Origin of the sequence: Iodobacter fluviatilis (assembly GCF_004194535.1) — a bacterium.
Classification (GTDB): domain Bacteria; phylum Pseudomonadota; class Gammaproteobacteria; order Burkholderiales; family Chitinibacteraceae; genus Iodobacter; species Iodobacter fluviatilis_A.
This window is the reverse complement of sequence record NZ_CP025781.1, coordinates 2279855-2303053: the sequence shown is the minus strand read 5'-3', so window position 1 is coordinate 2303053 and position 23199 is coordinate 2279855. Positions and strand designations below refer to the sequence as shown.

Genomic DNA, 23199 nt, shown 5'->3' with positions numbered 1-23199 from the left:
ACCGCGACTTAATCGCAGAATCTATATAAATAGTTTTCTGTCATTGTGCGGATTCATCCTTGCAAGATCACTCACAAACTCCGGAAACTCAAGCCCCAATTGGGTTTCAAGTAATTTAGCACGCTCTGCCAACTTATCCCACGTCGGGTTGTTCTGACCACAGCGAAAAGCAAATGCAATGACGTTTCCTTTCTGTCTTGCAGGTAAACACAGCACACGGCCTTCAAAAACTTCACCTAAACGCTCTAAATAGTGATTAAAACGCCGGTCTGCACCCCATAGATTCACCGCCAACACGCCGTTATCTGTAAGCCTTTGCTTGCAAGCAGAGAAAAAATCAACGGTCGCCAGTGGCTCGGCAATGCCCGTGGCAGAATACGCATCCATCATAATTAAATCGCTTGAACCCTCTGCCATATTGTAGACATAGGCCGCGCCGTCTGTGCATAACACTTCTAAGCGATCATCATCTGGCGGCAGGCAAAACATAGAGCGCGCCACCGAAATCACCTGTGGATGCAGCTCCGCACAGGTCAGCTTAGTATCGACTAGCTTGTGATGCACCCATTTGGCAATTGATCCGCCACCCAAGCCAATCAAAAGCGCCGCTTTGGGCAACTCGGTAAACAATAAATAGCCAAACATGCAGCGCGAATACGAAAGAATCATTTCATTGGGGTCGGAAATCCGCATCGCGCTTTGCGTATCGTCCGCACCAAAATGTAGTTTACGAACGCCTTGCGATTCAGACACATCGATCATAATTTCATCGCCACCACGGCGGGGAGTGCGTCTACCCAGCATTAGGCTTCTCCACAGGCGGCTTCAACTTGGATCGGCTTTCGGCTATCCATAATAGAAATTCGCGCCGGATCGCTAAAGACTTCCTTATCAAAAGCCTTATCGCCGTCCGCTCGCGGCTGGCCATCGGCCTTGATATTGGCAAAGTCGTAGCGCTTAGGATCAGCCAAATGCGAAGGCACTACATTGCATACGGCAGTAAACATGGTTTCTAAGCGACCAGGGAAGCGCTTATCCCAATCACGCAGCATGTCCGCAATAATTTGCCGCTGTAAATTCGGCTGAGAGCCGCATAAATTACACGGAATAATAGGAAATTCACGCGCCTCAGCATAACGAACAATGTCTTTTTCTTTACAATAAGCCAGCGGGCGAATCACCACATGCTTACCGTTATCCGACACCAGCTTAGGCGGCATGCCTTTTAGCTTGCCACCGTAAAACATATTTAAGAATAGTGTGCTGAGAATATCGTCGCGATGATGGCCCAAGGCAATCTTAGTCGCGCCAATTTCCTCTGCTACGCGGTACAAGATGCCACGGCGTAAACGCGAACACAGGCTACAGGTGGTTTTACCTTCTTCGATCACCCGAGTCACGATACTGTAGGTGTCTTCCTCGATAATCCGGTAATCAACGCCAATGCCTGCTAGGTAAGTCGGCAAAATTTCTTCGGGAAAGCCCGGCTGCTTCTGATCCAAATTAACCGCAACAATGCTGAAGTTAATCGGCGCAGATTTTTGCAAGCCCAGCAAGATATCCAGCATGGTATAGCTGTCCTTACCGCCAGACAGGCATACCATCACCTTATCGCCCTCCTCTATCATATTGAAATGATTGATCGCATCACCCACATTGTGGCGTAAGCGTTTAGCGAGCTTATTGAAATTGTACTGCTGTTTTTTTTCGACTTCGGAAAGCGTTGAATCAGTCATACGGGGCACCAATGCAGAGCAGGGCGCATCGCGCCCTGCTGTAGATTCTTGAATTAATGCGGATTTTACCCGATTCGGGCCAATTGCCGTAGATTCAGTGCTACTTTTTCCCAATAAATATCAACCGCCAGCACCAATAATCGCAGCCACCCCACCCTATTCAGCACCTGAGTTCTGTGCTTATCCAAGGCTTCCTCACAGCGTGAAGTACTTACTCGCTCAAGCTGCTGCTAATTTCAATCGTGCCCGTCAGCAATTTATGTACCGGACAGGCATTGGCGATTTTTAGCAATTGCTCGCGCTGCTCTGCACTTAAATCCCCCGTCAGGGTGATCTTGCGGCTGATCACACTGTGCTGCGGTGCAGGCTTGCCATCAGGATTAAACTGCAGCTCAACATGCACATCAGTAAGCGGCCACTGCTTACGTTCTGCATACATTTGCAAAGTAATTGCAGTACAAGATCCCAGGCTGGATAAGAGCAAATGAACCGGCGAAGGCCCGGCATTGGCCCCGCCCATTTGAACAGGCTCGTCTGCCAGCCAGTGATGGCTGGACTCATCTGCAACTGAAATGGTATAAGGCGTTTGGCCCGTCCTGGCGTTAACAGTCATCGAGCTTTCCATAGATATACTCCCGTTTTATGTTTTGGATTAAGGGGCAAAGCGCCCCCGTTCCGATTCCTTCGCAGCTAGCTGCCATTGCAAAAAAAGCAGCGCAGTTAAACAGGCATTTGTCCAAATTTACCGCTATTAAAATCAGCCATGGCCTGCATGATTTCTTCCTGTGTATTCATCACAAACGGCCCGTGCCCGACTACAGGCTCATCAATCGGCGCTCCACTTAACAGCAGCACCACGGCATCGCTATTGGCCTCGATCGCCACGCTGCTGCCAGCGCGATCCAGCAGCACCATTTGTGTTTCATTCGCCACCGTATTGCCATTGACCGATATCGAGCCGTGCAACACAAAGAGCCCCGCGTTCCAGCCCTCAGGGATAGCCAAATCACTGATACCGCCCTGATTCAGGCGTAAATCCAAAACATTCATTGCGGTAAACGTGCGTGCAGGGCCCGTTTTTCCATCGTACTGGCCTGCAATGACCCGCAACGTGCCTGCTGCATCTGCCAAGGCCAGTGTTGGAATCTGCTGATTAAGGATGGCTTGGTAGCCCGGTTCAGTCATTTTGTCTTTGGCAGGCAGATTGACCCAAAGCTGAACCATCTCCAGTACACCGCCCGAGCGGGTAAACGCTTCGGAATGAAACTCATCATGCAAAATACCCGAGCCAGCCGTCATCCATTGCACATCTCCTGGGCCAATCACACCGCCACTCCCCGCGGAATCCCGATGCGCCACTTCGCCCTTATAAACAATCGTGACCGTTTCAAAACCACGGTGCGGATGCTGGCCAACACCGGCCGGCTTAGCAGATGCAGGAAACTCTGCAGGCCCCGCGTAATCCAGTAGCAAAAAGGGGCTTAAATGCTTGCCGTGATTTGCATAAGAAAACATGGAGCGCACAGGAAAACCATTACCAACCCAATGCTGACGGGGTGCGCTGTAGAGGCCGAGAATATTTTTCATGTAAATCTCCTTGCTTGCTGGACCAAAGTTGAACGATGCATGAAGCATAAACCGGGCAAGTTTCGCTGAATAGATAGTAAAATCTATACTCATAGTCCTATTTTTAGAACGACAAGGCAGATATGCAGGATTTAAATGACCTTTACTACTATGTGCAGGCTGTAGATCATGGTGGTTTTGCCCCCGCTGGGCGGGCACTCGGCATTCCTAAATCCAAATTAAGCAGGCGGATTGCAATGCTTGAGGAGCGATTAGGAGTAAGGCTGATTCAGCGCTCCACACGGCAATTTTCTGTAACTGAGCTGGGCCAAACTTACTATGAGCACTGCAAAGCCATGCTGGTGGAGGCAGAAGCGGCGCAAGATGTGATTGAGCAAACGCAGGCCGAGCCATGCGGAGTCGTAAGGGTGAGCTGCCCCATAGCGCTACTGCAAGTGAGCGTTGCCCCGATGATTGCAGACTTTATGGCTCAGCACCGCCGAGTAACAGTGCAATTAGAAGCCACCAACCGCCGGGTCGACCTCATCGAAGAAGGCATTGATTTAGCCATCCGAGTGCTGCCGCCCCCCATCAGGGACAGCGATCTGGTGATGCGCATCTTAGGCGAGCGCAAGCAGTGCTTAGTAGCCAGCCCTGCACTGCTGGCTGAAAAAGGGATGCCCGATGTTGCCGCAGACTTATCAGGCTGGCCCAGCCTTGCCTTAGGCGTGCCACAGCAAGAATTTATCTGGTGCTTATTAGGGCCCGATGGCTCAAGAGCCGAAATTCATCACCGGCCTAAGCTGACTTGCAACGACATGATGGCCTTAAGAAACGCCGCACAAGCGGGTATTGGTATTGTGCAGCTGCCCACAATGATGATGCGTGAGCAACTGGCTGATGGCTCTTTAGTTCAGCTGATTCCGGGCTGGGCCCCTAGGCGGGAAATCATTCATGCTGTGTTTCCATCCCGCCGTGGATTACTGCCATCAGTACGCGCTTTGATTGATCACCTAACGCAGTGTTTTGCACAGCTGGACGAGGATTAGCCCTCCAATCATCCAGCAAATGAGCACCGCTAACGGGGATGCAATTCAAACAAACTCCAATTACAGCACCACACTCCTCCCCCCATCCACCGGCAAAATCACCCCAGTTAAATAAGGTGCTTCCAGCAAAAAGTGGATGGCTTGGGCGAGATCTTCGGGGCTGCCATTACGGGCTAAAGGAATGGTATCAATAATGCGCTCGCGCTCGGCTTCATCAAACACCGATTCACCTTCAGGCCAAATATTTGCACCAGGGGCAACGGCGTTCACACGCACTTCGGGGGCCAGATCTCTAGCTAGCGATTTGGTCATGGCAACCAAGCCTGCTTTAGCGATTGTGTAGATCGTGTGATTTTTATAGGGGCGGTCGGCGTGAATATCAGCAATCGAGACAATGGCCCCGCCGGTTTTTTTAAGCTCTGCCGCCGCCGCTTGGGCTAAAAATAAGGGCGCTTTTAAATTAGAGCCGAGTAAATCCAGCCATGCCAGCTCGCTAAACTCCCCCATCGGCGTAGGGAAAAAAGACGAGGCGTTGTTCACGACCGCATCTAAGCGCCCAAAAGCGGCCACGGCCGCGGTGACTAATTCCGGCAATCTGGCCGTATCCAGTAAATCTAATTGCGCCAGTGCAACAGATGCGGGGCGTATGGCGTTTAGCTCATCGGCCAGCTGCTCTGCAGCAAGTGCAGATGAACGATAGTGCAGCAGCACTTTCCAGCCACGGGCGTGCAAATATCGCGCCAAACCTGCGCCTACTCTTTTCGCGCCACCGGTAATCAAAACCACTTTGTGCTGCATATTCTGTCCCTGCCCCATACAATATTGTTTTTATGCCCACGATTTTCCCGCCCCGATGACTAATCCGCAACTCCCCACGCCATCTGATGAGGCGCTGCAAGCCAGCCTGGCTTTAATCTTACATATCCGCCAAGCGATTCATGCCAGCGGTGGCTGGATTTCTTTTGCTGACTATATGCGAATGGCACTCTACACGCCGGGCCTTGGCTATTACAGCGGGGGTGCGGCCAAATTTGGCGGCGCGGGTGATTTTATTACCGCCCCAGAGATCTCACCGCTATTTGGTACCTGCGTTGCCAACACTATCCAACACGTCTTACAGGAATGTGGTGGTGATGTGTTAGAAATTGGTGCAGGTACGGGGCAACTCGCCGCGCAAATTTTACTAGAACTAGAGCGCTTAGATGCCCTGCCCAGCGAATACTTTATTCTGGAGCTATCTGGCGAATTACGCGAGCGCCAGCGTAAAACACTACAAACCCTTGTGCCACATCTGGCCCACAAGGCCAAATGGCTGGATGAGCTACCCAAGCAATTTGTGGGCGTAATAGTTGGAAATGAAGTACTCGACGCCATGCCCTGCGAGCTAGTGCGCTTTGACGGCTATAACTGGCTGCAATGCGGTGTAGTAGAAAACGGCAGCGATCTGGCTTTTGAACACCGTGCCATCGAAAATTTAAAGCTAGAAGTCGCTTGCGAAGGCTTTCCGCATATCCCGCAATACACCACCGAAATCCAGCTAGAAGCACAGGGCTTTATTGCAGCACTGGCTGCCAGCCTGCAGTTTGGCATGATTTTACTGATCGATTACGGCTTCCCCGCTGCCGAGTTTTATCACCCAGAGCGCAGCATGGGTACGCTGATGGGCCATTACCGCCACCACAGCATTCACAATCCTTTCTTTTTGCCTGGCCTGACCGATATAACCTGCCACGTGGATTTCTCCGCGATTTACCACGCGGCCAATCAGGCAGGGCTGAGCCTTGAAGGCTACACCTCGCAAGCTAGCTACCTGATCGACGCAGGCATTTTAGACCGAGCGGCACAAATGGAAATCGGCAGCGTGGAATACCTAAGAATGTCGACCGCATTACAAAAGCTCACCAGCAACGCTGAAATGGGCGAGCTATTTAAAGTCATTGCCTTTTCTAAAGAGCTACAAGGAAAAACTGCCCCAGGACTGGGCGGGCGGGATCGCTCAGGTGAGCTTTAAGTAGAGTTTACTTCTATATTGGGGAGACGCAGCCACGGAGCCCTTCTCATGAAAGGCATTATTTTTACTGAGTTTCTAGAGCTTGTTGAGCAAACTTGGGGCGATGCAATGGCAGATCAGTTGCTAGATGAAACTGATTTGCCATCTGGCGGCATTTATACAGCGGTGGGCACTTATCAGCACAGCGAAATCATCAGCCTAGTCAACGCGCTAAGCGAAAAATCCCAATTACCAGTCGCTAAGCTCTTACATATATTTGGCGAACATCTTTTTGGCCGTTTTGTAGCACTCTATCCCTCATTTTTTATTGATACACAAAACCCTTTAGACTTTTTACAGGGCATAGAACAAATCATCCACGCCGAAGTGCTTAAGCTATACCCCGATGCAGAGTTACCCCACTTTAGCGCCGAGCGCTTAAGCCCAAACGCACTTATCCTTAAATACAATTCACCACGAAAAATGGGCGACTTTGCCCAAGGCCTGCTCACAGGCTGTATCCACTACTTTGGCCAGCCCATTACCTTAACTACAGAAAATCACGGCGATTTCGTTCTATTTAAATTAAACCACCATGGATGAGCAAGAACTTCAGCGGCTACAAAAACGAAGCCAAAGAGAAAGATTGGCCCGCAAAGAGGCCGAAGCGCTATTAGAAGCCAAAAGCCTAGATCTCTACACCGCCAACCAAGCCTTGCAACGGCTAGCCGAACAGCTAGAAGCAAGGGTTGCACAAAGAACAGAGCAACTCGAAGCCGCCCTTGATGCCAGCCAAGCTGCCACGCGGGCCAAAAGCAGTTTTTTGGCCATTATGAGCCACGAAATTCGCACGCCGCTGAATGGCATTTTGGGCATTGCTCAATTATTGGAAGATAGTCCGCTTAACGAAGACCAAGCCAGCTTGCTGGCCACACTCAGCCGCTGCGGAGATTCCCTTTTAACGCTCATCAATGAGATTTTGGATTACTCCAAGCTAGAAGCCAGCCAAATGACGCTGGAATCCACGCCGGTAAACCTGCCAGAATTACTGCACGATATCGTCAAGCTCTACCACCCTATCGCCAGCCAAAAACAATTATCGCTTACATTAGAAATCAACAGCAATGTAGAGCATTGGATCAAAAGTGACCCGTTACGCCTTAGGCAGATATTACAAAATCTCTTAGGTAACGCGATTAAATTTACCCAGCACGGCTATGTCTCCATCCTTGCAGAGCAATCACAACAAACGCTCATGCTTAAAATAAGCGATAGTGGCATAGGCATCAGGCAAGAACAGCTCACCACATTATTTAAACCCTTCTCACAAGCCGATAGCACGATCACCCGCCAATATGGAGGTACCGGCCTAGGGCTGGCGATTGTTTCGCGCATCATCGAACTCATGGGCGGCGATATCCAGCTAACAAGCGAGTACGGATCGGGCAGCGTTTTTTTAATCCATTTACCGCTGCAAAGCAGCGAGAGCACCACGCCTAGCCGCCCTAGCAAAGCCGCCACCCCCCAACTGCCGGTAGATTTGCATGTACTCATTGCAGAAGACAACGCCGTCAATCAATTTGTAGCCCAACGCTGTATTGAGCAAGCCGGCGCACGCGCCACCGTGGTGGACAACGGCGAAGCGGCGCTGCAAATACTAAAAATCATTCGTTTCCCGGTTGTGCTAATGGATTTATCCATGCCCATCTTAGACGGACTAAGCGCATGCCGGGCCATACGCGCCCAACCAGAATGCTACGGCCAGCCCTGGATTATCGCCCTCACCGCCAATTCACTCATCGACGATCGCGCTGCCTGCCTTGAAGCAGGCATGGATGATTTCATCGCAAAACCATTTAATTTTGAACAAATTCAAGCCGCTATCAGCAGAGCCATCACCTCACAGCAAAGTACAAAAAAATAAAACAACAAAATATCGCCGAATCCCCATCAAGGGTGTTGACAGCTAAAATAAAAGAAACCATAATGCGTCCCTCTTTAAGGCTATGTAGCTCAGTTGGTTAGAGCACAGCACTCATAATGCTGGGGTCGCAGGTTCGAGTCCCGCCATAGCCACCAGATACCCGTTTTTAGCAGTTCGCTAAAGACCTGAAACCCCCGAATAGCCTAGCTTTCGGGGGTTTTTTACGTCCGCCGTCGTTCGCCCAAGTACCAACAAAGCCGGCCACCATTGTTGGTATATTTGTTGGTATCAAATCCACATACCAACAATCCATTTTCAGGGGATATTCCTCCCTCAAATCGCGCTGCTGAGGGCTGGCAGAAATATGCCCGCGCTGCATTTTGGCTTTTGATAGCAATCCCCCGATTTCCTCCCAATACCATAGCCTATCTCTATTTTAAGAACGACCATGTACTTAAGGTATGACCGGTGTGCCTTCATATTTCACCTGCCTGCATATTTCACTTACTTCACAGTGCAGCCACTGAAATGAAACTGCGAGTCTTAGGCCCCGTAGTGGCATGTAAACCTCTAGGGTCCCCGGCTCCTTTTCTGATGCGGATTGCCAAGCCGTGGTCATTGCGCTAATGAATCGAATGCAACAGCCCCGAAATCCAATCGAGGGCGACGCTGTCATACCAGTCATACCTTAAGTACATGGTCGAATTAAAAATAGAGTTATAGGCCCTGTCCCTTGTCGGGTGACTATCGTCTTCAATAAGTTATTAAACCCCTCAATATCCCCCATACCTTTAGTAAGCTTTCACCTCACCCCATGCCTCTGGTTAAAGATTAGTGGCTAAATATTTCACCTGAAATTGAGAATTTAATTCTTCAATACGCCAATTAAAACAATTCAATTCTTACAATATTCAAATAGCAAAAATGCAGCGCGAAGGATTTCCCCTTGTGCGCCACGGCAGCACCTCGGGGGTAGGGTTGGGGTGTTTTTTTGGTGTAACCGGTGTGACCAGTGTGACCACGTTGTTTTATAAGGTTTTTTTGTTGTTACCCATGTAAAACCAAGGTATGACCGGTGTGACCAAATCCGCAGGAAGTCAGAAATAAAAAAGAGATGAAACCCTTTTAAACAAAGGGCTTAGCAAGGAAACAGGCAGATTATTGAGGATTCTGAGACGCAATAATTCTAGTCTAACTGAGTGCCTGCAATGACTCCTATTGCAGGCACTCGTAGTTGTGTCGCAAGCTCCAGCCGCTCGGACATAACCGGCCGTTTTTAAGTTATCTGCTTACTGGTAGCTTTAGTCAAAGTGTCAACTCTGTAGTAAAGAGGGCTGATCTACTAGCCGAGCCTTTAGCAATGGCATCCACACGCTTATTGAGTATCTCGCGCCACGTGGCCAAGCGCTCAATGTCCTTGCTGAGGTCGTCTGGGGCCGGTATGGGAAGCCTTCCGACAGTTGAGGCGGCATCATGCTCGAACTTCGAAGCTTTGGTCATGCCAGCATCAATTTCTAAATAGTCGGTGTCCGTGATAGTCACCCCTTTGAGACGTTGGGTCAAAACACCCTCACCGAAGCGCTGCACTGCTCCGTTAAGCAGGACCTCCTCTATGCAACGCTCCCATGCGAGTCGTAGCTGACCATAGCATTTTGCTGTCTCTTGGCGCTGAAGGTCTTCATCGCCCTCCTTCGCTGCCTTACGTACATCGACCAATAACTTCCGCAGGCGACTCAAGCGATCTTTTGTGCCAAGAACGTCAAAGGGTAAGTCCTCGGAATGGACGCCAGTGCCATTTGCGGTTCTGCGGATGTAGTTCTTAGTTAGCTGGGCTCCGACCTCTTTCGCCTTTTGCTCCAAAATCAGGAGAAAGTAAATGTCATGAGTGAAGATAATCACCTGTCGGATCAGCGACTCCTTCGCCAAACGCTCAGCAACCTCCCAGCGGCGGCGATGATCTAACGACGAGACAGGGTCATCAAGAACGATGCCACCGCGCCCCTTGCTAAGTTGGATCTCCGCCATAAAGGATGCGATAGCAATGGCCCGCTGCTCACCTTCACTGAGGATGGTCGTCGGTGTTCCACCACCTGGCAACTGCATTGTTAGCTTAAACTGGGTTTTACCTCCCGGCGACCCGGGCTTCATGGTAACGTTGAGGTGATGAACCTTGAGTTGCCTGAGTTCAGAGTTTAGGGCATCAGCTAACTCTTGACTGGCCATAGTGCGAGAAAGCTCAGTCGACTTCCGCGATATGCTCCGTGTATCCATGCCCTCAATACAAACTTGCAATTTTCGGCAGAACTCATACTTAGTCATGGCCTCAAGTACAGCCCCCTTTACCTCTGCCAGCCTACGACGAGCATCGAGTTCCGCCTGCTCTGAGACTAGGACCCCCTTGAAGTTCTCGTCAGTAATGGCATCGAGTGCATTTGACTGTTCTTGCAGGTTATTAATTATCTCGGCTAAGCTTGGCTGTGGGTCGAGGGATAGTTTTGTAAGCCCATCCCAGGCCAGTTTGCCTGCAGCGGCCTGAAGTACGGCCTCTTGGCGCTTTTTGAGGGAGGACTGAAGTGCTGCACAAACAACCGCGACCTCTGGACGGAGCTCCGTAACCTCTTCGACCAAATCGTCGCGGAACATCAGATCTACGTTTGCCTGTTGAATAACCCTAAATGGAATGGCCGCGGCCTCGCGTGCATCCTTCGCGGCCTTTTCAGCAGCTGCTTTGATGAAAGTATCAAATCGCAATAACCGCACTGAGCCTTCTTGACCAAGGGTATTCTGGCAAAGTGGACATGCCGCATCTGCTGGCAAATATGGAAATTCGTTATCCACGTAGCTGATTTCGGCAAAAGTCCTAGCAGCCTCGAAGAGTGTCTTCCACTCCTCGCCGCCGGTTCCGACCAGTTGGCCGGGGGTCGCCTTGAATTCGGTTGCAGCAAGCTCAGCTGCTGTTTTGGCCGCATTTGATTTATCGATTAGGACTCTGAGCGAAGCGACCGTCGCTTCGCTCACGACGTCGATCGCTGTTGCTACTCGACCCGCTAGTGAGGTAAGTCGGCTGGCCTTTTGCCGCAGCGCTAAAGCCTTCTGCTTGGGATCAGTTTCGGCCAAGGTTTTGTTCAGAAACGTGAGCCGTTCCAACTCCGCCTCACTGAGAGAGGCCAAAGCCTCAATATCTTCGACCTTGGTCTTGCTTGGGATTCCGACCAAAGTCTTGGCAACCTTCGTTTGTTCTCCTGCAAGAACCACATAAGCGGCGTCGCTTGGAGCATTCGCTGCTTTTTCTGCGAGGGCCCGAACCTTTAGTGCATTGCATGCCCCAACCAGCCCTTCTAAGATATCCAGCCCGTATGGGGCGTAAGCGAAGTCGCCTTGATTATCGATATAGGCACGAGCACAGTGCGTATCAAAGATCGCAATGTCCGAAAGAGGTTCGGGCGGATCGACGTCAGCTTTCCATTGCAGATCAATCGGGGTGCCGTCGATCTCCGTTTCAAACGTCGCAAATGCTGATCCGCACTGTCTAAGCTCTAGATTCGCATTGGGAAGAATGGGTTCGCGCCTATCACGTGCTCGGCAAGCCTTCTTGAACACTCTCGAATAGCCTGATTTCCCGACGCCGTTCTCACCATAGATGGCAGTAACGCCAGTTTTCGCAATGGGTAGGCGCACATCGTTTGCCAAGGCATTGACGTTAGTAAGTGCCTTGATGGCCGTAAGCAACACAACTCGTGTTGGATTTACCGGCAGAGCTACTTCGGCATCCTGAAGTTTTTTGCACACACGACCTTCCATGTCAGGGATACCAACCTCAGTCTTGGCCAATGCGTAGAGGTCGTCCAAATCAGCAGCACTAAGCGACCGGTCGGAGTATAGCCTTGCGATTGCGTCTTGTTGCCATGCAGTGAGGTCCTTAGACCACGTATGGATTTCTTGCAGAATCGTCACGACCTTATCCCTTATTCTCTGGTTTAACAGAAGACAAAGTTGACTTCTGCCTTCCTTTTTGCTGTCGGAAAAAGAAATATACTATTCATTTAGTGCATGTGGAAGCGTGTAGCATCCACCAACTGCGAATGCTCAAGGGAGTTAATCAAAAGGCTGTAGATGATTGGGAGTATGAGTCCGTCGCCTAGAGAAAATCCTAGTTAACTAAATCTGCATTTGAGCGGCCGCTAACCAGTACATTGGGACTTAATATGGCCAAGGTCGGCTTTGACCAAGCTGTTGACGCTCGGTAGATATAATTTTTTAAAGCTAGTTTTAATTGAGCTGGTGGTTGGGCCATCACCCGTACAGAGAGAAACGCGAGCAGAGCCACAGCACCTGCCAATGGCGTCTAAATAACTGGGGTCAGAGCAAATTTAAATCTACTTTCTTCGGCTCTAAAGGCATGAAATATAGCAGGATTTAGGTTTGCTCTGTCCCCAGTTATTCCGTAATCCCTATGCAGGTGTTAGCACCTTGTAACCATTCGCAAGAAATCCGCAAGCAGTGCAAGCTTTTATAGGAACACTTCTTACCGTTCAGGGCCATATCTCGCGCGGCTTGAGCCTTCCTCATGCAGGTGCATAAAAAATAGTGTGTTAAGTGGGTAGGCGTGGTGGGGTCACGAGGGCGCGTGCTGGGGGCTGAGTGCGGATTCCTCTCAAAATGCAGACGCAAAAAACCCCGCGCTTGCTGTTTGCTTGGCTTTGTTTAGGGCACTGCGTAAGGTTTGAACCGGATCACCTCCCCCCCTAGCCAGTCGATTAACTCCTTCATACGCTCCTGCAATGGCTCAATCTCGTTATACGCAAACACGGGGGCGGCTTTTTCTACATCCCCCAAGCCGCCAGTATTGTTGAGAATGATGCCCATCAGTTACGCCGGTACGCGGTGGGCGCTGAGTTGGTCGTCACGAGTTACATTTTTGATATTCCAGAAGTCATCTTTAGCCGCCACTTCTGAGATGGGCAAGATTTGCATGCCGTCTTTAGGCGGGGTAAGTACGCCCATGTCAAGCCGCAGCTTATTGGCCCGCTTAAATCACAGTTTTTCCTCACTTTATTAACCCATGATTCACGGTAAGCATCTTGTGGCCGTTAATTCTGCTGCCTCAGCAAAATATGCTTAAGTCCTCCACATTTTGTCCGATATAGCGGATGACGCTGGCTTTAATTTCGCCTTTAAAATGGTCAGCTAGGCGTATTTTCTTAGTTAATGTACGCGAGAAGTTTTAAATACGCGGCTTGCTGATGCTGGTTTTAAAACCGTGAATTAGATCAACAAGGGCCTGAGGCGCGTGCTTTGTTTTATAGGGCATGAGGCGGATAAATCAGGATAGGAAGATGGCGATAAGCCTTAATACCAACCTTACGGCGATCAGTACTCAGCGCAATTTGAGTACGTCGCAAAGCGCTTTGGCTATTTCCTTAAATCGCCTTTCATCCGGCCTGCGCATCAATCGCGCACAAGACGATGCTGCGGGGCTGGGCATTAGCAGCCGGATGACGGCTCAAATCAAGGGCACCACCCAAGCGGTTCGCAATGCCAATGATGGTATTTCTATGGTGCAAACCGCTGAAGGGGCAATGGGCAGTATTAGCGATAACCTGCAACGCATGCGCGAATTAGCCGTGCAAGCGGCCAATGCGCCAGTATCCAATTCAGATCGCAAACTGATTGATGCTGAAGTACAAATGCTTAGCTTAGAAATCCAGCGCATCGCCAGCTCAACTCAATTTAATGGTATCCGCCTACTCGATGGCAGTTTTAATTCGCACTCTTTCTTTGTGGGCGCTCATTCTGGCGATGCCATTAGCATCAGCCATATTAGTAATATGCAAACCACCCATTTGGGTAGCACTGGCTCATCTTTTAAAGCTTCAATAAGCAGCGGTGCAACCACCGCCACACTACTTGCTGGTGATTTATTACTGAATGCAAGTGTAATTGGTGCATCCACACAAGGCGCGGCGATCGGTCAAGCAGCAGATAGCGCCTTCGCCATTGCAGCAGCCATTAATGCGAGTACAGCCACATCAGGGGTTAGCGCCACGGCCAGCACAAAAATCATCAGCGCGGCCGCCAGCTCATTCACCACCATTGCAGCATTTAACATTAATGGCGTGGATATTGGCTCGGTCACGTCAGGCTCAGATGCAAATAGCCAAAGTACTAATTTGGCCAATGCCATTACAGGCTTTGCCGCTCAAACGGGCGTCACGGCGACGGCCAGCGCTGGCAAGGTGACGCTAAGCGCCGCAGATGGCCGCGATATTGAGATTGGATTAAATGGTACCGTCGCCAATGCAACAATTGCAGCCGCTAACAAAACGGCCTTTCTTAATCAAACAGGCTTAGCTGCGGCCATGGTGGGGCAGCAAGGCACAGCGGCAGTGGCGGCGCAAAACACCTTTAATATTGCGGCCAACGTTGGGGCTGGAGCGCAGTTTTCTGTAAACGGGATTAACTTTACCGTCCGCAATTCAGCGCTCGCCTCAGCAGTGGTCAATGCCAGCAATGTTAATTTAAACATCCTTGGGGCCAGTAATAATGCGGCAACGGTATCGTCTGCGCTCAGTGGTGCGATTGCGATGGCGCAAGGCGACCCACTCACGGCCGCTGCGCTAAGTGCTTTTAGTGCTGCAGACGGTGGTGGCTCGGTTGTGCTAAATGACAATACCCCTGGCGCATCCAGCACCGGCATTTCCACTACCGCAGGTTCTGTAACGCGCAATATCGCCGGAGCCGCCTTAACCGCCGCCAGTGCCACATCCAATCATGGCACGGTTACCGTTTCTAGCAGTAATGCAGACGGCCTGACTATCGCAGGGGCCGCCCCAGAAAAAGCGGGGTTAACGGCGGGCTTTACCGCAGCCACGGCCATTGCCAGTATTGTAGGGATTACCTCGCTCAATACCTTGACAGCCGCCAGCGCACAAACGGCCATCGCTTCACTCGATAGCGCACTAGATATTGTCAGTGCCGCTCGGGGGTCAATGGGCGCTTACCAAAATCGTTTTATTTTGGCGGTATCCAATATGCAGACCAGCTTAGAAAGCCTGAGCGCATCACGCAGCCGCATTCTTGATGCCGATTTTGCAGCGGAAACGGGCAGCATAACCCGCGAAAATATCTTGCAAAAAGCAGGCACAGCGATGCTGGCTCAGGCCAACACCACCCCCTATATGGTAATGGCCCTGCTCAAAGGTGCGCTCTGAGCACTTATTTACCCACACCAATCATCACCATTGTATTGGCTCCTAAGCTGTTGGTTGGCAACTGCCCATTTCACTTTTCCATCCATAGCGTTTGGTTTTTAAGCTGGGCGGCTTCTGCGCCGTACTCCTTAATGGCCTCACCCACGGTTTTTAAGGCCCGAGCATTACCTTGGGCGGCTGCGATTTTGGCATCGGCTTGGCCTTTAGTAACGGCAACCGCATTGGCTGCATCGGCTAAGTTTTTGCGCAGCATGGCTTCTAATCTTAAGGCTTCTTGGGTAGCTTGCAGCTTGGCATTGATGGCGGTTTGGATATTTGCTGGCAGGCGCAGCTCATTCACAAAACCAAATTGCTCAGTCCTTCGGCATCGTATTTGCTGCCGTAATTATTCAGCACATTGCGAATGCCATTACGGATAATCTGGCTGATGATTTCCTCAAAACCACGCTTGTATTTCTGGTACAAAACCGGCGCTGCGCCCGAATCGATGCGGAATGAAATGCTGATATCGGCGTTGATCACAACAAACAGAATAAAAAGACAACACTCTGAAAAACGCCCCACAGAGAATGCCCATTTATGCCGACCATATAAGGCGCGCTAATCTGCTAAAATGCAGCGCATTCATGCTATGCAATTGATAGCCGCAGCCGCTTTTACACATGCTGTATCGTCCCTCATATAGTCCGCTCTACCCGCCCAAAATCAGCAGATTTCGGCGCTTTTACCGTAAGGCTCGTCATGACCACTACTTCTACTCCGCGCAAATCTGTCACCATCATTGGTGGCGGCCCTGCTGGCCTAATGGCCGCTGAAATTCTTAGCCAAGGCGGGGTAGACGTGGATATTTTCGACGCCATGCCATCGGTAGGCCGTAAATTTTTATTAGCCGGTGTGGGCGGCTTAAATATCACTCACTCTGAAGCTGCCGAGCCATTTTTAGCCCGCTACGGCCAGCGCAGTGCCGAGTTGCAACCTTTACTGGCGGCCTTTGGTAACGAAGCCCTGCAAGAATGGGTACACGGGCTGGGTATTGAGACCTTTGTAGGCAGCTCTGGCCGCGTGTTTCCAAAAGAAATGAAAGCAGCGCCACTATTGCGCGCATGGATTTCTAGATTGCGTAGCAGCGGCGTGCGTATTCATGTGCGCCATCGCTGGCTGGGCTGGAATGAAGCGGGGCAAATGCGTTTTGCAACGCCAGAAGGCGAAATCAGCCGCAGCAGCGACGCCACCATTCTGGCCTTGGGCGGCGCAAGCTGGGCCAAGCTAGGCTCCGATGGCCTATGGCAGCCGCTGCTGGCAGAAAAAGACATCGCGATCGAGCCTTTAACACCCGCCAACTGTGGCTTTGATATTGGCTGGAGCGATCACTTAAGCGAGCGCTTTGCTGGCTCGCCACTGAAAGCCGTCGCCATTGAATTTAAAGGCGTACGTAAACTAGGTGAATTTGTGCTGACTAAGGGCGGCGTAGAAGGCAGCTTGATTTACACTTTTTCAGCGGCCATCCGTGATGAAATAAAAGCCAATGGCAACGCCGATATTCTGCTGGATCTAGCCCCAGGCAAATCGCTGGAACGCGTATTGGAAGACCTGAAACGCCCACGCGGTGCGGATTCAATGGCCAGCCATTTGCGCCGTAAATTAGGTATCGAGGGGGTAAAAGCGGGCTTGCTGCGTGAAGAAATTTCCCGCAACGACTTTAACGATATGAATAAGCTAGCCACCGCGATTAAAGGCCTGCCGCTCAAACTATTAGCCACGCGGCCAATCGACGAAGCCATCAGCAGCGCAGGCGGCGTACGCTTTGATGCCATGAGCCCAGAACTGATGCTGGAAAAAATACCCGGCGTATTTTGCGCAGGTGAAATGCTGGATTGGGAAGCGCCCACCGGCGGCTATTTAATTACCGCCTGCCTTGCCAGCGGCAGACAAGCTGGATTAGGTGCTTTGGCTTGGTTGAATCAAATTAATTAAATTTAAAAAGCCAGCTCAATCACTTGAGCTGGCTCATCCTTAATCAATCTATCTCGCCATTCCACTATTCGTATTTTTATAATCACACTACACCCAGTCAATTAGTCTAACGTCATATTTACGATGATGATCTATGCCGGATGTCATAGTGGTGATATACATACACGCTAATACACCACCCCATTCCCCCAATGAGTAGGTTTAGGGTAACGATCAAAACTATTGGCTGTGCATTTGTACTTTTCTCATCATTCGCTCAGGCAGAAACAGAAAAAATAAATGTGGGGCAACGGGCAGTGAGCGAAGCAATTGCTCAATGGACACAATGTATCAACACCGAATTAACCGAAAAAATTCAATTTATTGCATCCCCCAGCTATATTGCTAAGCAAATACTGGAACAATGTGACGAGCGTTATTTAAAATAAAAACAACTGATGCTCGAAGATATGATGAATAGAAACCAATATTAAGACGATCAGAAAACAGCGCAAATTGTGCTCGATAGCCTTAGCGACACCAAAGATCATCACCGCGCCAAAATTATTTCCTTGGTCATTACCCATCGCCAAGCTAAATAAATAAGCTTAGATCGTAAAAAACCCCGCTCATGTACCACAAAAATAACCAATAGCTGGAACCGTGAAGGGATGATTTTGTCCATTTTTGTATGGATTCCGCTATTTTTGCAAAGCCTAAGCAATTACAAAACTCATTAAAAACCAGCTCGGCAAGGGCAAAAACTCCGCTACCCAAGCTGGTTTTTAGCTAAATTTGACTTGTTGCCCTGCATATTTCCCCAAAATAGCAACTCCCCTACTTCACAGCCCCGCCCAAAGCCTTATAAATAGCCAGCAAATTACTCGCCTGATCGAAGCGATTTTGTAGCAGGCTGGTTTGAGCGCTGCGGCGGCGGGCGGCGGCGTCTAACCAAGGCTGGATATCTGTGGCCCCTGCTTCAAAACGCGCTTGGGCGATGCCATCTAGCTTAGCCGCCAATTGCAAGGATTTCGCCAATTGCTGATTTTGTTCGCCGAAGCGGACTCTAGCATCCAGCGCTTGTTCGGTTTCGGCCAGCGCCTTATAGAGGCCCTGCCTAAATGTGGTGAGCAATTCTTCATACTGCGTGCGGCTGATATCCAGATTAAGCTGATGCTTTTCCCAATCTAAAAAAGGCAGCGCCAAATTCAGCCCAGCGGATGCAACAGGGTTCTGAAATAGCTCGGCTAAAGCAGAGCTACTACTACCTAGGCTGGTAGTGAGCGAAAAGCTGGGGTAAAACGCCGCTCTAGCCACATCAATTTGCGCCAAGCTCGCCCTTAATCTGGCCTCCATCGCTTGCAAATCAGGGCGGCGGCCCAGCACTTCGCTAGGCACGCCAGCGGCAATCGCCGGTAAATCACCCTGCGGCAAGCTGGCCCCAGCCAGAGTAAAGCTCTGCGGTGGCCGGTCAAACAATAAACTCAGGTTATAAAACGCAGCTTTCCGTTGCTGCAAAAGCTGGGTATGGCTGGCTTCTTCACTCAGCAAGCTTTGCTCGGCGCTCAGCACCTCGCTTTTTGCCAAAGCACCGGCCTGATTTTTAGCCTGAGCAATGGCCATCACCTGCCTGAGCTGCTGTAAATTAAGCAAGCTAGCGGCTAGCTTCTGATCCAATAAGGCGATCGTCCAATATTGGCTTGCGACCGAGGTAGAGATCGATAATTTAAGTGCCTGCCTATCGGCTTCAGTCGCAATACGCTCTTCTCTGGCGGCGGCTCTGTCACTCGCCAAACGTCCCCACAGATCAAACTCATAGCTGGCCGTGGCCGATAGGTTGTAGCTCTGGCGATTTACCACCGGATCAAAACTGCGATTCACACTCGCCCCGCCAACGCCACCCAAAACCGGCAAGGCCGCATGCTCACTGACGCCCTCTCTTAGATGAGCACGGCGTAGCCTGATGGCCGCGATAGATAAATCAGCATTGCTTTGCAAAGCATCGCCGATTAGCTGAGTTAGCGCCGCATCATGAAACGCCAGCCACCATGCACCCTGATACATGCCAGCAGCCTGAATTTGCTCAGCCCATTGGGCGGGCATGGCGGGCAAGGGTGCGCTAGAGCTAGGGCTTAGCAAGGAGCCACAGGCACTGAGGAAAACCGTTGAAAGTAATAAGATTCTTTTCATTTTTATTCTCGCGCCAAGGCTTCAATCGGGTCTAAGCGCGCGGCATTGCGAGCGGGCAAAAAGCCAAAGAACACACCAATCAGGGTCGAACAGATAAAGGCCGCGATAAAAGATCCTAGAGAGAAAATCATTTTCCAATCGGGCACAAAAAACTGCACCAAAGCGCCAATACCTAGGGAAAGCAGCACGCCGATCACGCCACCAATCAAGCAAACCAGCACCGATTCGGTTAGAAACTGCTGCATAACATCGCTTTGCCTTGCACCTACCGCCATACGAATGCCAATTTCACGCGTTCGCTCGGTGACCGACACCAGCATAATATTCATCACACCTATCCCGCCCACCACAAGGGAAATCAACGCAATCATCGATAACAACAGCGCCAGCATCTGGCTGGTTTGCTCGATTTTTTTAACGATGCTATCCATGTTGTAGATAAAGAAATCCTTGCTGCCATGGCGCAAGGTGAGCAGCTTTTCTATGCTCTGCTCGGCAGCGGCTGACGATTGGCCATCCTTTACCCGCACGGTGATATTGTTAAAATATTGCTGACCAAACAGGCGATTAGCCGTGGTGGTAAAGGGTAGCCAGACTTGCAAGGTTTGCCCGCCGCCGCCAAAGCCGCTCTTATTTTCTGCCGCCACACCAATTACGGTGGCAGGCAGATTACCCACTAAAATCACCTGCCCCAGCGGATTACGTCCATTCGGAAACAATTTGCGCTGGGTGTTGTGATCAAGCACCACCAATTGCGCCTGTCTTGCAACATCTTCGCTATTAAAAAATCGCCCCAGCGCAGGCTTCAGCCCACTCACGCGAAAATAAAACTCCCCTACCCCGCTCACATTACTACCGACATCCAAAGCATGATGACGTAAGCGAAAACTAGAGCTAGTACTGGGAGTCACACTATCAATAAAAGGCATGGCCTGCAGCGCGGTAATATCCCCCGGCAGTAGGGAGCGCAAGCTACCCGCCCTGTCATCCCCCAAATCTTTACCTGGGAAAATATTCATCGTATTGCTGCCGATTTCGCCAATATTTTGCAAAATTTTGCGCTTAGCACCCTCGCCAATCGCCACAATCGACACCACCGAGGTAATGCCAATCACCACACCCAGCATGGTGAGTAAAGTACGCATCCGGTTGGCCGACATGGCCCGCCAAGCCATATTTAAAGCGGCCCCAAAACGATCAAAGATCACTCGCAGTGATTTAACTTCCCGCCCATGCGGCGCAATTTTTCCTTCCACCAAGACTTCAACTGGCTTACTGCGATCGCTAATAATACGGCCATCGCTGATCTCTACAATGCGCTCGGCGCAATCGGCGACTTTATGATCGTGGGTAACAATAATCACGGTGTGGCCCTGCGCGTGCAGCTCGCGCAGGATATTCATGACTTCTTCGCCGCTATGGCTATCGAGCGCGCCAGTTGGCTCGTCGGCCAAAATCACTTCGCCACCGTTCATCAAAGCGCGGGCAATACTCACCCGCTGCTGCTGGCCACCTGAAAGCTGGCTGGGGCGGTGCTCAAATTTCTCGCTTAAACCAAGGCGGCTGAGCAAAGCTTTGGCTCTGTCCTGCCGCGCATCTTTAGCCAGCCCCGAATAAACCGCAGGCATTTCCACATTGCCCTGTGCGGATAAATGCGGCAATAAATGGTAGCGCTGAAAAATAAAACCAAACCGATCCCGCCGCAGCCCAGCCAGCTCGTCGCTATCAAGGCCAGATACATCGCGGCTATTCACCAGATAAGTGCCCGAAGTCGGCTTATCTAGGCACCCCAAGATATTCATTAAGGTGGATTTGCCCGAGCCAGAAGCCCCCACAATCGCCACCATTTCACCGGCATGAATACACAGATTCACTTGATCCAGCACCACGGCCACATCATCACCAGCCGGAAAGCTGCGCACAATATTGCTGAGTTCTAATAGAGGCTTACGCACGACTAGCCTCCAATGCTTACAGACGCTTCTGATTTACCCAAGGCAGCGTCCCCAGTCACCACCAGATCGCCTTCTTTCAGGCCAGCCAGCACTTGCACCTGCACATTATTATTCAGGCCGGTTTTGATCTGCCGATCAACCGCAATGCCATCCACGCCTACCACCCGCACGGTGTAGCGCCCATCTTTGGCCTTGGCCCCTAAGGCAATAGTGGGAATACTTAAAACGCTTTTTGCATGCTCAAGCACAATCGCCACCTGCGCGGTCATATCCTGACGTAGCGCGTGTGTTGGGTTGGGCACTTCAAACAGTGCATTATAAAAAATCGCGTTATTTACTTTTTCTGGAGTTGGCTGAATCGCACGCAGCTTGCCGTAATAGCGCTTATCCGGCTGGCCCAAGGTGGTGAAATACACCATTTGCCCGGCATGGATTTTCATCACATCCGCCTCAGAAATCTGCGCTTTAACGGTAATGGTGTCTAAATCGGCAAGGGTTAAAAGATTAGGCGCTTGCTGGGCCGCAATCACGGTCTGGCCCTCTAGCGTCGTAATCGCCGCTACTTCGCCATCAATCGGCGCAAGAATACGGGTGTAGCCAAGACGGGTTTTTGCTGAATCAAGTGTGAGCTTGGCTTTTTTGATATCGGCATCACGCTGCGCCAAATCGGATTGCAACGTTTTTTGCTTTAAGCTTGCGTCTTCTACCGCCTGCCTTGAAGTGGCTTCGCGGCTCAGCATGGTTTGCTGCCGAGTAACTTCAATTTTGGCCTGTTCTAATTGCAACAGCGTTGATTGCCTTTGTGCGAGCAATCCTTCCAAAGAAGCCTCGGCATTGAGCGCCTCGTTTTGCGCCAGCTCGGGATCAATTGTTGCCAACAGCTGGCCTTTCTTTACCCTGTCCCCCAGCTCTACTTCCAGCTTTTGCAACTGCCCGGAAACCTGCGCGCCCACGTCCACCTTGCGAAAAGCCTGCAAAGTGCCCGTCGCCAGTACCGCGCTTTCTAAATCAGCCTTAGCAGCCTTCGCCGTGGTGTATTGCGGCACAGCTTTAGTAGGGAAAACAATTGCTTTAACTCCCCAAGCAATCAGGGCCAATAGCATGGCGGTCATCAGTATACGAAACCATGACCAACGCTTAATTTTCCAAACCATCACGCATCATTCCTTACAGCCAACAGGGCGAAGCGAACAGCATAACATCGGTGCAACTATTCTTTTGTCGTAAAAAAGTGGCACGTCAGTATGTAAATATGGCCACCCCTTATTATTTAGCCATGTAGAGACAAGCTATCTGCCGGAGCCTGCCCCCGTTCAGCCATGCCATAATCCCGCGCCACCTTAGCTACACGCAGCCGATAATTTTTAAACACGCTCTTGCGCCCCAGCAGCTGCGCATCGCGATGCATGGCACTACAGCGCCACGCTTTAACCGCTGACTCGTCACGCCAGAACGAGAGCGAAAGCATCTTGCCCGCCTCGCTAATACTGCTAAAGCGCTCAATCGAAATAAAACCATCCTGTAGCACCAGCTCATCGCGTAAATCTGCCGCAAGGTTTAAGTATTCCGTCATCTGCTCAGGGGCAAGCCACACTTCAAAAATAACAGCAATCATGGGAAGTCCT

Annotated in this window: 20 protein-coding genes and 1 tRNA gene; 7 read left to right on the top strand and 14 right to left on the bottom strand. The window is 50.7% G+C overall.

All coding sequences use genetic code 11. The features are described 5' to 3' along the window. Positions 1-21: 21 nt before the first annotated feature. From C1H71_RS10355 to C1H71_RS10340, 4 genes are all read right to left on the bottom strand, one after another. Positions 22-804 (bottom strand): fused MFS/spermidine synthase, encoded by a 783-nt coding sequence (locus tag C1H71_RS10355; RefSeq protein ID WP_130106492.1) that lies wholly within the window; start codon positions 802-804, stop codon positions 22-24. Beyond that, entirely contained in the window at positions 804-1736 is a 933-nt protein-coding gene (gene ttcA / locus C1H71_RS10350) for a tRNA 2-thiocytidine(32) synthetase TtcA (protein ID WP_130106491.1), read from the bottom strand. The genes C1H71_RS10355 and ttcA overlap by 1 nt, the downstream gene beginning before the upstream one ends. 211 nt (positions 1737-1947) lie before the next feature. Then, on the bottom strand, positions 1948-2349 hold the full coding sequence (locus C1H71_RS10345) for an OsmC family protein (protein WP_223145842.1): 402 nt from the start codon (positions 2347-2349) through the stop codon (positions 1948-1950). A gap of 107 nt (positions 2350-2456) precedes the next feature. Then, the gene (locus C1H71_RS10340; protein WP_130106489.1) at positions 2457-3323 is read right to left on the bottom strand and encodes a pirin family protein; all 867 of its coding nucleotides are present in this window, start codon (positions 3321-3323) and stop codon (positions 2457-2459) included. 122 nt (positions 3324-3445) lie between these two features. Here C1H71_RS10340 and C1H71_RS10335 point away from each other — a divergent pair, with 122 nt between their 5' ends. After that, the gene (locus tag C1H71_RS10335; protein ID WP_130106488.1) at positions 3446-4351 is read left to right on the top strand and encodes a LysR family transcriptional regulator; all 906 of its coding nucleotides are present in this window, start codon (positions 3446-3448) and stop codon (positions 4349-4351) included. 60 nt (positions 4352-4411) lie between these two features. On the opposite strand, the gene C1H71_RS10330 is transcribed toward C1H71_RS10335, so the two are convergent. Continuing rightward, positions 4412-5149, bottom strand: a complete 738-nt coding sequence (locus C1H71_RS10330) for a pteridine reductase (protein ID WP_130106487.1) — start codon at positions 5147-5149, stop codon at positions 4412-4414. Positions 5150-5204: 55 nt separating this feature from the next. Between C1H71_RS10330 and C1H71_RS10325 the strand changes: the two genes are divergently transcribed. The 4 genes from C1H71_RS10325 to C1H71_RS10310 all read left to right on the top strand — a co-directional run bounded on the left by C1H71_RS10325 (position 5205) and on the right by C1H71_RS10310 (position 8420). After that, positions 5205-6362, top strand: coding sequence for a class I SAM-dependent methyltransferase (locus tag C1H71_RS10325; protein WP_130106486.1), 1158 nt, complete (start codon positions 5205-5207; stop codon positions 6360-6362). Positions 6363-6410: 48 nt separating this feature from the next. Further along, positions 6411-6944 (top strand): heme NO-binding domain-containing protein, encoded by a 534-nt coding sequence (locus tag C1H71_RS10320; RefSeq protein ID WP_130106485.1) that lies wholly within the window; start codon positions 6411-6413, stop codon positions 6942-6944. A gap of 43 nt (positions 6945-6987) precedes the next feature. Beyond that, the gene (locus C1H71_RS10315) at positions 6988-8265 is read left to right on the top strand and encodes an ATP-binding protein (protein ID WP_188053182.1); all 1278 of its coding nucleotides are present in this window, start codon (positions 6988-6990) and stop codon (positions 8263-8265) included. 78 nt (positions 8266-8343) lie between these two features. Beyond that, positions 8344-8420, top strand: a tRNA-Met gene (locus tag C1H71_RS10310). A 1150-nt stretch (positions 8421-9570) separates the two neighbouring features. On the opposite strand, the gene C1H71_RS10305 is transcribed toward C1H71_RS10310, so the two are convergent. The 3 genes from C1H71_RS10305 to C1H71_RS21435 all read right to left on the bottom strand — a co-directional run bounded on the left by C1H71_RS10305 (position 9571) and on the right by C1H71_RS21435 (position 13269). Further along, the gene (locus tag C1H71_RS10305) at positions 9571-12219 is read right to left on the bottom strand and encodes an AAA family ATPase (RefSeq protein WP_130106483.1); all 2649 of its coding nucleotides are present in this window, start codon (positions 12217-12219) and stop codon (positions 9571-9573) included. Positions 12220-12969: 750 nt separating this feature from the next. After that, positions 12970-13131, bottom strand: coding sequence for a hypothetical protein (locus C1H71_RS21030; RefSeq protein ID WP_223145840.1), 162 nt, complete (start codon positions 13129-13131; stop codon positions 12970-12972). 3 nt (positions 13132-13134) lie between these two features. Next, the gene (locus tag C1H71_RS21435) at positions 13135-13269 is read right to left on the bottom strand and encodes a hypothetical protein (RefSeq protein ID WP_262488264.1); all 135 of its coding nucleotides are present in this window, start codon (positions 13267-13269) and stop codon (positions 13135-13137) included. Positions 13270-13601: 332 nt separating this feature from the next. Here C1H71_RS21435 and C1H71_RS10295 point away from each other — a divergent pair, with 332 nt between their 5' ends. Beyond that, the gene (locus C1H71_RS10295; protein WP_188053180.1) at positions 13602-15476 is read left to right on the top strand and encodes a flagellin N-terminal helical domain-containing protein; all 1875 of its coding nucleotides are present in this window, start codon (positions 13602-13604) and stop codon (positions 15474-15476) included. A 70-nt stretch (positions 15477-15546) separates the two neighbouring features. On the opposite strand, the gene C1H71_RS10290 is transcribed toward C1H71_RS10295, so the two are convergent. Together C1H71_RS10290 and C1H71_RS10285 are read right to left on the bottom strand one after the other, a co-directional pair. Further along, positions 15547-15816 carry a hypothetical protein gene (locus tag C1H71_RS10290; protein ID WP_130106481.1) on the bottom strand — a complete coding sequence of 90 codons (270 nt, stop codon included), beginning with the start codon at positions 15814-15816 and terminating at the stop codon, positions 15547-15549. Then, complete coding sequence (locus tag C1H71_RS10285) at positions 15813-16040, bottom strand: SPFH domain-containing protein (protein ID WP_130106480.1); 228 nt, start codon at positions 16038-16040, stop codon at positions 15813-15815. Before C1H71_RS10285 ends, C1H71_RS10290 begins: the two co-directional genes overlap by 4 nt. 177 nt (positions 16041-16217) lie before the next feature. On the opposite strand from C1H71_RS10285, the gene C1H71_RS10280 reads away from it, so the two are divergent. Next, positions 16218-17450: a TIGR03862 family flavoprotein gene (locus C1H71_RS10280; protein ID WP_130106479.1), complete on the top strand. Its 1233-nt coding sequence runs from the start codon at positions 16218-16220 to the stop codon at positions 17448-17450. Positions 17451-18266: 816 nt separating this feature from the next. Here C1H71_RS10280 and C1H71_RS10275 read toward each other — a convergent pair. The 4 genes from C1H71_RS10275 to C1H71_RS10260 all read right to left on the bottom strand — a co-directional run bounded on the left by C1H71_RS10275 (position 18267) and on the right by C1H71_RS10260 (position 23189). Beyond that, the gene (locus tag C1H71_RS10275) at positions 18267-19619 is read right to left on the bottom strand and encodes an efflux transporter outer membrane subunit (protein WP_130106478.1); all 1353 of its coding nucleotides are present in this window, start codon (positions 19617-19619) and stop codon (positions 18267-18269) included. Positions 19620-19621: 2 nt separating this feature from the next. Then, positions 19622-21574: a macrolide ABC transporter ATP-binding protein/permease MacB gene (gene macB / locus C1H71_RS10270; RefSeq protein ID WP_130106477.1), complete on the bottom strand. Its 1953-nt coding sequence runs from the start codon at positions 21572-21574 to the stop codon at positions 19622-19624. A 2-nt stretch (positions 21575-21576) separates the two neighbouring features. Continuing rightward, complete coding sequence (macA, locus tag C1H71_RS10265) at positions 21577-22728, bottom strand: macrolide transporter subunit MacA (RefSeq protein ID WP_223146063.1); 1152 nt, start codon at positions 22726-22728, stop codon at positions 21577-21579. A gap of 116 nt (positions 22729-22844) precedes the next feature. Continuing rightward, a complete protein-coding gene (locus C1H71_RS10260) occupies positions 22845-23189 on the bottom strand; it encodes an antibiotic biosynthesis monooxygenase family protein (RefSeq protein WP_130106476.1) in 345 nt (114 codons plus the stop codon). Positions 23190-23199 lie beyond the last annotated feature (10 nt).